The 12360-nt window shown below is 59.5% G+C and carries 8 protein-coding genes and 1 pseudogene; 4 read left to right on the top strand and 5 right to left on the bottom strand.

Going from position 1 to position 12360, the window contains the following annotated elements; genetic code table 11:
• Positions 1-134 precede the first annotated feature (134 nt).
• The 3 genes from idi to C1931_RS12035 all read right to left on the bottom strand — a co-directional run bounded on the left by idi (position 135) and on the right by C1931_RS12035 (position 3803).
• Positions 135-704, bottom strand: a complete 570-nt coding sequence (gene idi / locus C1931_RS12045; RefSeq protein WP_108756525.1) for an isopentenyl-diphosphate Delta-isomerase — start codon at positions 702-704, stop codon at positions 135-137.
• A gap of 64 nt (positions 705-768) precedes the next feature.
• Positions 769-1587 (bottom strand): class I SAM-dependent methyltransferase, encoded by an 819-nt coding sequence (locus C1931_RS12040; protein WP_108756524.1) that lies wholly within the window; start codon positions 1585-1587, stop codon positions 769-771.
• Entirely contained in the window at positions 1584-3803 is a 2220-nt protein-coding gene (locus tag C1931_RS12035; RefSeq protein ID WP_108756523.1) for a cytochrome P450, read from the bottom strand. Before C1931_RS12035 ends, C1931_RS12040 begins: the two co-directional genes overlap by 4 nt.
• Positions 3804-4302: 499 nt before the next feature.
• Between C1931_RS12035 and C1931_RS12030 the strand changes: the two genes are divergently transcribed.
• The 3 genes from C1931_RS12030 to C1931_RS12020 all read left to right on the top strand — a co-directional run bounded on the left by C1931_RS12030 (position 4303) and on the right by C1931_RS12020 (position 9263).
• Entirely contained in the window at positions 4303-5475 is a 1173-nt protein-coding gene (locus C1931_RS12030; protein WP_159095488.1) for an efflux RND transporter periplasmic adaptor subunit, read from the top strand.
• Positions 5476-8601 (top strand): efflux RND transporter permease subunit, encoded by a 3126-nt coding sequence (locus tag C1931_RS12025; RefSeq protein WP_108756521.1) that lies wholly within the window; start codon positions 5476-5478, stop codon positions 8599-8601.
• 236 nt (positions 8602-8837) lie between these two features.
• Entirely contained in the window at positions 8838-9263 is a 426-nt protein-coding gene (locus tag C1931_RS12020; RefSeq protein WP_108757748.1) for an organic hydroperoxide resistance protein, read from the top strand.
• 1561 nt (positions 9264-10824) lie between these two features.
• Here C1931_RS12020 and C1931_RS12015 read toward each other — a convergent pair.
• A complete protein-coding gene (locus tag C1931_RS12015) occupies positions 10825-11196 on the bottom strand; it encodes a baseplate J/gp47 family protein (protein ID WP_108756520.1) in 372 nt (123 codons plus the stop codon).
• A gap of 9 nt (positions 11197-11205) precedes the next feature.
• Positions 11206-11475 (bottom strand): hypothetical protein, encoded by a 270-nt coding sequence (locus tag C1931_RS12010; protein WP_108756519.1) that lies wholly within the window; start codon positions 11473-11475, stop codon positions 11206-11208.
• A 462-nt stretch (positions 11476-11937) separates the two neighbouring features.
• Between C1931_RS12010 and C1931_RS12005 the strand changes: the two are divergent.
• Positions 11938-12279: pseudogene (locus C1931_RS12005) on the top strand (JAB domain-containing protein); the annotation flags it as partial.
• Positions 12280-12360: the final 81 nt, after the last annotated feature.

Raw genomic sequence — 12360 nt, 5'->3', positions numbered from 1 at the left:
ATTCGTTGAGGGCTGCTAGTCCCTGTGGAGAGGATGTGTAAGCATCAAGCGATCTAGAGGAGCAGTGCCCATAGAAGGGAGCGGTGACTGGCAGTTGGCTGGTCAAGCGGTAGGGAGCGCCCTCTAGCTTGCATCTAGGGTCCCTCTTGAGCTGTTCCGGCCGTTGCGTGCGATCTTGCTGCATCGAATCCGCTGTGCGCTTCCGAAAGGTGGCTCCACTGCATTCGGAACCATGGCGTGAATGCGCCTGGCGTCTCCGAGAGTAGGCGTGTCACCTCATGGCGCTCAAGCCATCGCAGTTCGGATATCTCATCAATGGCCCGGCGAACAGGGTCATCAGATTGGGCGACCAACACGTGGCACAGCTCATGCTCGGCGCCGATTGATCCGAAACTGGCCTGGTACTCAAAGCTGTAGAGGCGCCGGCAGGGCGCCTGAATGCCAAGCTCCTCGCGTAGCCGACGCTCTGCCGCGTCGATGATCGCCTCGCCAGGTGCAGGGTGGCTACAGCAGGCGTTTGACCAGTATCCGGGCCAAAGCATCTTCGCCGAGGCGCGACGCTGAATCAGGTGGCGGCCTGCGCTGTCAACCAGATGTACAGAGAATGCCCGATGCAGCTGACCGTTCCCAAGATGTGCGCTGCGCTTGTCGCAGATGCCGATAGCTCTGTCATATTCGTCAACAAGCACAACATCATTGTTCATCGTTTCGTTTCCTGTCGACTTGCGCATGTAATGCGAGTGGCTTCTGTGCTGCGTACCTACCGCGTCAGTGCTGAACTGACTCGCGGAGGGGGACTTGTCCCCACGCACTGACGAAGTTGAGGGCCGGTTCGGAAAAATCAGGGCTCGCACGCAGCTCAGCCATTGAGTTGAGGTCTCCCTCTGTAACGAGCTCAAGCTTCAGCAGGGCAGGGGCCGCCTGGGCGGTAGTCGCCGCCCAGAACGCATCGGCTGCACTTCCGTCGCCAATGTTCCCTTCATGGCTCAGGTACCCAACGCTTGAAAGACCCATTGCCTGCAGTCGACTTGGAAGTGTGTCGGCCCAGAGCAGATCGGTTCCAACGGACCGCTCTAGAAGTGCCAACCCCGCTCGGGCCACCTTGCCAAAGACTGGTTGAGCGGTGCGGAGGCTCGGTCGTACGCTCACGTCCTCGATCAGCAGCCAGCCTCCAGGCTTAACCCACCTTGCGGCTCGTACTAGAACTTCGTGTCGTTGGGGTAGGTGGCAGAGCAGGGCTCTTGCGTGCACGAGGTCAAAGGTTCCAACAGGGAAATCTTCGGTAACGACATCATGTTGCAGGGTGCGAACGCCCGGGATGGCGGTCAGGAAGCGGGTATCTATGTCGGTGGCAGTCACCGCCGCGTCGGGGTGCTGCGCAATCAGCCAGGTGGCGAACGATCCGGCACCTGCACCCAGGTCCAGTATCGAGGGTGAGTGACCGAGGTCGATCTGGCCAATGGCGGCTTGACTTAGGGGATCAAATGCGCGCTCAAGAGTTCGAAGGCGCTCTAGCTGGCCCTCTTGATGGTCGCCGAGGAAGCTAGTGGCGTAGCCAGCAGGCACGGGCGGTGCGTCAGTATTCACAATTGAACCTCCAGGCGATCAGGACAGCGATTGAGGAATCCACGCTCAGTTGGTTGAAAGCCAGGCGCCCAACGAAGATTGGGGAAGGCCTTTAGCAGCATGTTTGCGCCGATGGTGATCTCTTTGCGCGCCAGGATTGATCCCAGACAGAAGTGACGACCGGCGCCAAAGGCGAAGTGACTCGTGGCCTGATTGGTACGGGCGATGTCGAAAGCATCGGGTCTCTCGAACTGCTCCGGATCACGATTGGCCGAACCGATCAGGCATGCAAATGTCGACTGTGCTGGTATCGTTCCGGATGGAAGCTCGAGCGCCTCGGTCGTCTCACGTAGCAGAAGCTGCAGAGGTGGATTGCGTCTGAGGGTCTCAGTGAGGGCGCTATCCATCAGCCCAGGATTGGCCAGTACTGCCCTCTTTAGGCCTGGCTCGGACAGCAAATTGACGATCAGATTGGCCAGAGCTCCATGGCTGGTTTCACTTCCAGCTGTCATCAGGATCGCGCAGTAGGCACGCACGAACGATTCCGGCAGAGGTTGATCATCGATCTTTGCGGCCAGAAGAAGCGATATCAGGTCATCCGCAGGTTTGATCTTACGAGCGTCAATATGTGGCTGTATGAAGTCGTAGAAGCTGTCCCTATTGGACAGCCCGCCGGTGAGCAAGGCCGGATCCTGTCGATAGTTGCCCATGTAGGCGAACCCGATCGCACACCAGTCTTTCAGTCGCGCCACTTCCGCAGGCGTGTCAGCGGGAAGGCCGAGTGCCCCGGCCATCACCCGTACGGGCAGAGCTGCAGTGAACTCGGAGACCAGTTCGGCCCTTGGCCTACCCGCCAAAGCTGCCAGCAGGTCTGAAGCTACTGAGACAATGGATTGCTCCAGAACAACCATCGCTTTGGCGCGGAAGGCTGGGCTCAGCAGGGCTCTGTGGGCGGCATGCTCGCAGCCATCCATAGCAACTAGGGTGTGGCCCAGCAACGGTCCTATCTGCCAGTTGTAATTGCGGCTACTCACTCCTGGATGAGTCAGGGCTGCCTTGACATCTATGTGCTTGCTTACCAGCCAAACATCGGTCGGCTCGTCATACACGATCGGTAGAGCTTTCCTCAGCTGCTCATACAAGGGGTAGGGGTCAATTTCAAATTGACGTGATTTCAGGGTCGGTGGTGCCTGGCGCAGGTCAACCGATCCAGGGAATGCTGCTTGAGCATCGGTGGAGCGCAGATGGTACCGCGAGACCCTTCGATGCCAGTCCGCAGAGGCGCGCACTATGTTCCGCAGTCGATCGGGACTGCTCGCTGGTGTAGCTCCGGTGCTCTCAAGTGCCGTGGCAGCTGCTGCGAACTCAGCGACCGATGTCTGCACCATCCGATGGGCGGACTCGATTGCGCCTGACCAATCATCATTTGAGCGCTCGGCGAGGATGGAAACAAGATTGCACCTTTCTCCGCAGACCACGTCCTTGGCAATGGAATGGATATCGTTCGTCCACGCGATGATGTCGGCGGCCATCTCGCGCAGTGAGGCCCAGCTCGCAGCGGAAGCGGGATGCGTGAAGGGGTCGACGCTCTCGGCGGCATCGACCAAATCGAAAAAGAACAGCGCGCCGAATGAGTGACGTCTCAAAGGCAGATAGTCATCAAGACAAATTGTGGCTTCATCCTGCCTTGCGCGCACCAGCGCTGCCTGGGCACGTAGATGGAGTATCAAGTGCTCACGCAGTCTGCTTTGCCAGAGAGCGTTGCTCCAGTCTCTGGTGAGCGGCCAGAGATGACCGGCAAAGACCGCAAGCATCGGATCATCAGTGGCATGTGGTTGGCGCAGGGAAGCATTGTCACTACAGGTAATGGCCTCAATCTCCGTAATGAAGCGCTCTAGAACTCCGTTCTCCGCCCAAGGCCCATCGTCGATGCGATCATCCAGCGTGAGAGCCCATAGATACCAGCAGAGCAGTACCTGGGCTCTCTCTGAGGGCGCTTGGCCGCATAGTGCGGTGCCAAGCTCCAGTAGTGGGGTGGTCCGAAGTCGGTGTGCACCACGGCGCCCGATGAGGCCGTGCCGTTGACCCCAATCAAGCACATGCAGCTGAAGGGCTTTGCTGTCTGGGCGCTCTACCGCTTTGTCAAACGGGAAATCGATATCGGGAACGACCAGCATAGAAAGCGGGCAGGGGATCTTGCCCCTACCGAACCCCGTGTCCTTATCTGCAGACAGCATTGCACTCTCCTCTCGAAAGAGCGTGGTGAACACTTTTCGTAAGGGATCAGTCGCAACTTCGGACGTCAAGCGCCAGCTGAGCGCTAGGATCTGCTTGAAGGATGTTGTGCGGCCACATGTGCGATATGAATCACACTTGAGAGCGGAGTGACCCTGTGAGCTTCAGGCCCCGTGGCTCACTGGCCCATTTTGAAGCCGTCCAGGGCGCACCGGTTCTCCTTGGGCTATGTAGTTCTTCGAAGGCTGCGCTCGGTCCGAAAACGTCATTCGGAGGCTGTTGGGGGCACTTGGATAGAGTCACCTGCCTGCGCTGGGCTATCAACCAAGCCTGGGTGGGCAGCTCAGCTGGCCCGACCCTGCGCTGAACCGCATTCACCTAGGGACGGACTTTTGAAACTTGTTGTATGGGCAACTGATGCCGAGCCGAGTTGAATTGCAGGCTGTTTCCCCTCTCTAGCTCGCCTAGGGGAATCCCCTGCCATTCATCCAGGAGTGTCCCGTGAATTCCTTGCTCAAGCGCGCGACAGCGATCGCGTTGTTTACGGGCGTCGCCGCCTGCACCCCCACTGTCCCTGAAAGTCCCGACAAGCCCGCCCAGGTTCAGGTTCAGACGCTGATGCCGGAGGTCGCCGAGCTGCGCGTCGCGCTGCCAGGCAGGGCTGTGGCAACGCAGGAGGCTGAAGTACGCCCTCAGGTTGATGGGATTGTCGCTCGCCGGCTGTTTGAAGAAGGGAGTCTGGTTCGGGAGGGGCAGCCGCTCTACCAGATCGACGATGCTCGCTTGCAGGCGAATCGTGACGACGCAGAGGCTCGTTTGAGCTACGCCTATGCAACGTGTAGTGCCGCACGCCAGGAAGCCCGTCGGTTGGGCGAGCTTGCCACCCTGCAGGTTGTGAGCCAGCAGGAGAAGGAGCGAGCTGTAGCTGCCTATCAACGGTCGGAGGCAGATATCAAGATGGCTACGGCGTCTCTGCAGACGGCCCGAGTCGCGCTTGGGCATGCCAGAATCGTTGCACCCATTAGCGGCCGTATCGGGCGCTCACATGTGACCGAAGGTGCACTTGTGACTGCCCACCAGGCCGACGCGCTGACAACCGTGCGCGGCCTGGATCCGATGCACGTCGATCTCTCGCAATCTTCTGCGGAGTGGCTGCAGCTGCGGCGCGACATCACAGATGGTCGTCTCAATGACAACCGTGAGATTGGAGTCACCATCACGCTTGAGGACGGCAGCGCACTTGAACAGTCTGGGACATTGCAGTTCTCCGACGTGAGTGTCGATCCGGCCACTGGTACGTATGGACTCCGCGTTCGTGTAGCCAATCCAGACGGCGTGCTTCTCCCGGGCATGTATGTGACGGCGAAGATCGGAGCGGGTGAGCGTCGCAATGCTTTGCTGGTGCCGATGAAGGGCGTCACTCGCGATACCACGGGCCAGACGAATGTGATGGTCGTCGACAACGAGGGGCTTGTAGAGGTGAGGCAGGTCCGCCTGGGGCGCGCTTTGGGTGAGCGTTGGTTGGTGGAAGACGGACTTCGGGCCGGTGATCGGATCGTAGTCCAGGGCCTGCATAAGTTGAAAGCGGGTATGAAGGTAACGCCAGTTGAAGCTTCCAAGGCGTCCGCTGCTATCAGCCCTAGCGGTCGTGCTAATCGCGATCAGGGGGTCTGAGTGGCGAGGTTCTTCATCGATCGGCCCATCTTCGCTTGGGTCATTGCGTTGCTGATCATGTTGGCTGGCGGTCTGGCCATGCTGCGGATGCCAGTATCCATGTACCCCGACGTCGCTCCGCCGACGATCACCATCACAGGCATCTATCCAGGCGCTTCAGCCAGTGTCATTGAGGAAACCGTAGTCCAGGTCGTGGAGCAGCAGTTGGGTGGTCTGGACGGGATGCTGCACTTTTCCTCGCAGAGCTACTCCTACGGCGGCTACGCCATGATCAATGTGGTGTTTCGCAATGGTGTAGATCTGGATCAGGCCCAGACTCAGGTCCAGGCACGCCTCCAGCTGGCCATGCCATCCCTGCCGGAGGCGCTTCAGCGTCGTGGCCTGGCAGTAACTAAGTCCAGTGGCGGTTACTTGCAGATGCTTGCATTCGTCTCTGAAGACGGACGCATGAGCGCGGCCGATGTTGCGGACTACGTGGGATCAACTGTGGTGGACACCATTCGCCGCGTTCCCGGCGTCGGTCAGGTGCGAGAGTTCGGTGGTAAGTACGCCATGCGAATTTGGCTCGACCCGGTGAAGATGGATCGCTACAAGCTGTCTACCGACGAGCTGGTGAAGGCTATCGGTGCAGAGAACCTTCAGTTGCCGCTGGGTGAGCTTGGTGGCGCACCCGCCATCGAAACCCAGGAGCTGAGTGCCTTCATCGAAGGTGCTTCGCCAATGCGAACCGCTGAGCAGTTTGCTCAGGTCATCGTCCGCGGCGAAGAGCATGGTGGCCTGCTGCGGCTGGGGGATGTCGCTCGAGTTGAGCTAGGTGCAGAGAGCTATGACTTCGGGAATAGGCTCAATGGTAAGCCGGCGGCGGGTATCGGCATCTCGCTGTCGCCCGGAGCCAATGCACTGGAAACGCGGGCTGCGGTGGATGACGCTGTGGCCGCACTTGGTCCAGGTATGCCCTCCGGGCTGAAGGCCGTCGTACCGTACGACACCACGCCTTTTGTACGGCTGTCGATCAAGGGAGTGGTGAAGACGCTGCTTGAGGCAATCGTGCTGGTGTTTGTGGTGATGTACCTGTTCCTGCAGAATTTCCGCGCGACGCTGATCCCGACCATTGCAGTGCCTGTGGTGCTGCTGGGCACGTTTGGGATACTGGCGGCGCTGGGGTTCTCCATCAATATGCTGACCATGTTTGCCATGGTTCTCGCGATCGGTTTGCTGGTCGACGACGCCATTGTCGTGGTTGAGAACGTGGAGCGAATCATGGCCGAGGAGGGCCTGTCGCCCCTCGAGGCCACCCGCAAGTCCATGGATCAGATCACCGGGGCGCTGGTGGGCATTGGTGTTGTCCTGTCGGCCGTCTTTGTGCCTATGGCTTTCATGGGTGGCGCGACTGGGGTCATCTATCGTCAGTTCTCGGCCACAATCGTTGCGGCTATGGCGCTATCTGTGATCGTGGCCATCGTACTGACTCCGGCTCTGTGCGCGACGCTGCTTAAACCGCTTCAGAAAGGCCAGGCCCACGCCTCACACGGTGGGCGAGTGGGGCGCTTCTTTAGTCGCTTCAACAGGAGGTTTGATCAGGCCGGCGGCAGCTACCAGGGTGGAGTGAAGGGAATCCTGAAGCGTCCGTGGCGAGTCATGCTTGTGTTCGCGGGCCTGGTACTGGCGATGGGAGTGCTATTTGTACGCCTTCCCAGCTCCTTCCTGCCTAATGAAGACCAAGGCACGTTGGTAGTCCTGGTACAAACGCCGCCTGGAGCAACGCTCTCCAGGACAGAGGAGGCCCTGGCCTTCGTCGAGGACTACTTCTTGGAGAAGGACAAGGTCGTAGAGTCGATGTTCACTGTGGCCGGCTACAACTACGCGGGCATGGGACAGAACTCAGGGCTGGCATTCCTTCGTCTGAAGGATTGGTCTGAACGTTCGGCCTCAGACTCGGCCGAGGCTATTGTTGCCAGGGCTTCGGAGGCTCTTGCCGCGCACGGTGACGCCAGTATGCATGTTCTGTCTCCGCCACCGGTACCTGGGTTGGGCACGGTCTCCGGCTTCAGCTTCTTCCTAAAGGACGACGCCGGCCAAGGGCATGAAGCGCTGGCCGAGGCACGAGATCAACTCCTTGCCGATAGCGCTAAGAGTCCGAAGCTTGCGAGGATGCGCGCCAACGGCATGGACGACATGCCTACGTTGAAGATCAAGGTGGATGCTGCCCGCGCGCACGCCCAAGGCCTGGATCCGGCCGCGGCGCTTTCTACCCTCAGTGCGGCATGGGGCGGCCGCTATGTGGCCGACTTCGTTGATCGTGGCCGAACAAAGCGCGTTTATGTCCAAGCTGATGCTCCGTTCCGCATGAAGCCGGAGGACTTCAATCGTTGGTCGGCGAAGAATGACAAGGGCGACATGGTGCCATTTGCTTCATTTGCGACGGCTGAGTGGTCACATGCCTCGCCACGGCTGGAGCGCCAGAGCGGCATCTCTGCAATGGAGATCCAAGGCGAACCTGCTTCGGGTGTAGCTTCCGGCGCGGCCATCGCAGAGATCGAGCGGGTGGCCGCGCAGCTGCCTGCAGGCTTTAGCGTCGAGTGGACTGGAAGTGCTGTTCAGGAGCGGGAGTCTAGGGCGCAGGCTCTGCTGCTTTTCACTCTTTCGCTGCTCGTTGTGTTCCTGTGCCTGGCTGCGCTGTATGAAAGCTGGAGCATCCCCACTGCGGTGTTGCTTGTGGCTCCCTTGGGGATCTTGGGCGCAGTGCTGGCCAACACGATTGCCGGGCTCGAGCGAGATATCTATTTCCAGGTCGCGATGCTGACTACGGTCGGACTGACCAGCAAGAACGCAATTCTTATCGTGGCATTTGCCAAGGAGAACATGGAGAAGGGGGCTGAGCTCGTTGATGCGACCTTGCATGCGGTTCGCGATCGTCTGCGCCCCATCATCATGACGTCGCTAGCGTTCGGGCTTGGCGTGCTTCCCCTGGCCATTGCCACCGGCGCTGGCTCAGGTGCGCAGCGTGCCATCGGTACGGGCGTGCTCGGTGGGATGCTGATAGGAACATTGCTGGGGCTGCTCTTCGTGCCGCTGTTCTTCGTTCTGGTACAGAAAGTGTTCAATCGCAGACCGAAGGAAGGGTAGGTTGGTCACACGCCAGCACGCTAAGGCCTGAGGGACGGACTGGGCATCGGCCGATTCCTTCACAGTCCAGGGTGAGACCGCGCGCACATGTCGAATCGCATTGTTTGCAGATGATTTCTTGGCTGGCGATGCTAGCGTGACCTTGTGGCCGGCATAACGCGCCGACTCGCCGGATGGCGGTCGGCAATTTGGGCTGGTCGCATCTACCGGTGGCCAATGTCCTTGAGGAGAGAACTGTGTCGGTCGAATCCGTGCTTTACACAGGCTGCGCGACGTCAACCGGAGGTCGCGACGGGAGCGCCGTGACTTCAGGTGCTGGCCTGGACATCCGCCTCTCTATGCCTCGCGAGCTGGGTGGAGATGGTGGTCCTGGGACTAATCCCGAAGAGCTGTTCGCCTTGGGCTACTCCGCTTGCTTCTTGGGGGCACTCCGCTATGCAGCACAGCAGGAAGGCATGGAGATCTCGAAGGATGCGAACGTGACCGCGAGAATCGGCATTGGGCGGATTGTGACAGGATTCAACATCGAGGCAGATCTGACCGTCTCAATTCCCGGGGTTACGCGCGAGAAGGCGATCGATCTTGTACAGAGAGCGCATTTGGTTTGCCCTTACTCAAACGCTACCAGGGGCAACATCGATCTGAGGACCACGATTGTCTGAAAGCATCAACTGATGGATGAAGTACGGGAGTGGCCTATGCCACTCCAGTACTCGTTCTTATCATCGTGCTTTGAAGTTCGGAAAGCAGGAAATCGATACCCCAGGCCTACATCGAACTTCGGCATGCGCAAGCTCGCAGGCCGTTCTACTTGCAGCAGGCCGAAAGCATGTGATGATCTGTGCTGGTTGAACCTTCATCTTGGGGCCCGGGGACTGGCTTGGCTTGCTGGTGTGCGAGCCTGTCAGCAAGCCGAGCTCCAGCAATTGCCTGTCTGGCGCCGCAGTTCGCGCACACCAGGCTGATGCCGCCTCCATTGATGTTGGTGAGCGCAGGACTCTCTCTGGCTGTGAACGCGTAGTGACAGCGGAGGCAGTCTGCTCGAATTCTTACTATTTCTGGATATCGTGCGGGGCCCAGCACCAGTGATGATGCTTGAACCTCGTAAAGAAAGAAGATGCCTGTATTGGCCATGATTGAGGTGCGTCTATCGGGGATTCCCTGGCCCTTTTGAGTCAGCTTCTGTCATTGGAGGCAACAGGTAGGATGGGGCGAGCCCAGACTCGGGAAGTGGCGCTGTTACGACCTCTGCATGGCTGCCTCAGCAACGCGACTGGGGGCGGAGGAGGGGCTGCCGGAGTTCAGGGCAATGCCCAACCCTAAGAGCTCCATAGTCGGACTTCAGCTGGCAGGCTGCAGTGCGTGCAGTTGTAGCTCTGGCCGGTCCAGTTTGATCGTCCTGGAGATGATGAATTTTGTGGCTCATAGGTGTCCCACGGGTTGGAAATTGTGTGTCATGTGCCTGGATGGCGCAGTTGGCTGTGCTGAAGCGCCGGTTCTAGGCACGGCAGCTCGAAAGCCGCATCTCGCCATCTGATTGGAAAAAATTTCAAACATGTAGTACCAGAGTGAAGATGCAATAGAGCGTCCTCGCGTATAGGGCTCCGTCAGCAGCCCCAAAACGGATGTGCTTGAGATGAGTAATAGCAATGTCGAGTTGGTCTACTGTGTGATGGTGGTAGCAACAGCGGTACTGGCCGGGGTGGTGAAATGCACCGCACCTACGAGTTGCGGCAACTTCAGCATCATGGATCCCTGATCCAATCAGCAGCATACAGAACGCACAAGGCCCGGCTAGTCCGGGCCTTGTGCGTTTCTGCTTTCAACTACAAAGGAGATGGTGATGAATCCATTTGAAGGCCTGGCGCAATGCGCACGAGGTATCTGGATGGCGGGCCTGGGCCGGAAGCTTGGCCGTTGTAGCAATCACATCACTGGTGATCCGGTGGGTGTGAGTGAAAGGATGAGGGCATGGCAGGGACCTGCGGCTCGGTGCGCCACTCTCGTGGGGAGCGCAGTATTCAGCACGACGGGAGGTCAAGAGTGATGCGATCCCATGCTCGAGTTGATCCTCTGGACCACACCCAATGCGCTGCAATAGAGGCGGCTGCGCAGTTGCGAGATGATCGGGCGATCGCCCGAGCGCTTCGCATGTTGCAACGCAGGGCCTGCAAGCCAGGGCAGGCTATGGGTGATGTTGCCAGTTGTGGTGCGTTCTTCCGCCTACGATTGGCTCATGAGAAGCGTGAGCACTTTGAGGTGCGAGTCCGCCATGAATGCCGCCAGGCGCCGGCGGGCTTCTGCCATGACCACGGCCGCATCCGGGCCGTCAAAGGTGTACAGATCCGCCTCCACGACATAGGGCAGGATCTGAGCGCCGACCACGCGCACGAAGTCGGTCAGCGGACGCACCTGACCATCCTGCAGCACGGCATTGACGGCTGCCGGCAGCGCATCGGACGGCGTGCCGTCTCCATCGCGGACCAGCACCGTGACCACCACCTCACCGGAGGCGCGGCTGGTGGCGCTTGCATCGAGCACGGCGTTGTCCGCTGAGAGCGTGTGGAGGATGTACGCGCCTTCCGGGCCAGCCACTGATAGCCATTACGGCGCAAGCTGGACGCGGCGGCGGAACTCCGTGTCGGTCTCAAACACTGCCGGCGTCCCCGCCTCCGGATCGGGCGGGGCGAGCTGCTTGCGTGTCACCCCGGAGGGCGCCACGAGATTCTCCAGATCCCCACGCTGGGCATACGCCAGAAATAGGCCCTTGGCGCGCTGGTTGAACTGCCTGCGGAGCGTGAGTTCATGGTATGCGCTGGCCTGCAACACCTTGTAAGCCGGATCTGACGCAACCAGGGCGTCGTACTCGGGCATTTACCGCTTGAACTCGGCCGCGCGCTCGGGGAGCAACTGTTCAAAGTCTAACTGGTCTAACACATCGGGCAGCGGGAGTCGGGAGAGGTCAACAGCGGTGAAGGTGGAAACGGCGTCGTCGGGGGGGGGGGGCGTGATGGGAGCTTCCCATTGCGCGAGTGGCCGGTCAGGGTACGGGCCGTGTAGAACTGCCGCTTACGCTATGGCCCGCGCAGGTGAGCGATGATCCGATCGCGCGCCCGTTGTTCGCGAGTGGATCAGAATGCCAATCGCCTGTGGTGGGTACAGGTGATTGGCGTGCTCTTCGATGACCATGTCGGAGGGGTTTTGATGCAATAGGTCATTCACGGCTGTGAAACTCAAAAGACTCAGGTGCGGTGCCCCGTGTGAGATGTGTCTCTTCGCTGAGCTTACTGTGTATTTAGCAAGTTTAGAGGCTGGTACGTCGCCACCTGTGGTGCGTTCTTCCGGCTTCGGTTGGCTCATGAGAGGCGTGAACACTTTGAGGTGGCCTTTCTTGACGCCCAGCACCGCCTACTCGCCGTCGAGAGGTTGTTCTCAGGGACCATAGATGGGGCGAATGTCTATCCGCGGATCGTGCTTCAACGAGCGTTGGCCCTGAACTCAGGAGCTGTGATTCTGGCCCACAACCATCCCAGTGGGAATCCAAATCCTTCAGCTGCCGATAGGGCGATTACGACACGCCTCAAAGAGGCTCTAGGGCTGGTGGATGTAAGACTGCTAGACCACTTCGTTGTGACAGCGGACCAGGCGTTGTCCATGGCTGCGCGAGGGCTGCTATAGCGGAAGGGGCGCGTAGTCACTGCCGTACCCCACCATTTGGCGCGCCTACTGTCCGTGGCACCCGGATCGTGACGCAAGATC

The organism is Stenotrophomonas sp. YAU14A_MKIMI4_1 (assembly GCF_003086855.1).
Classification (GTDB): domain Bacteria; phylum Pseudomonadota; class Gammaproteobacteria; order Xanthomonadales; family Xanthomonadaceae; genus Stenotrophomonas.
The sequence above is the reverse complement of the archived record's forward strand: the minus strand, read 5'-3'. Positions and strand labels throughout refer to the sequence as shown.

Bases quoted from the DNA above. Each gene is read 5' to 3' on its own strand.
- C1931_RS12035 (WP_108756523.1), bottom strand. From the start codon at position 3,803: ATGCTGTCTGCAGATAAGGACACGGGGTTCGGTAGGGGCAAGATCCCC.
- C1931_RS12010 (WP_108756519.1), bottom strand. From the start codon at position 11,475: ATGCCCGAGTACGACGCCCTGGTTGCGTCAGATCCGGCTTACAAGGTG.
- idi (WP_108756525.1), bottom strand. From the start codon at position 704: ATGAACAATGATGTTGTGCTTGTTGACGAATATGACAGAGCTATCGGC.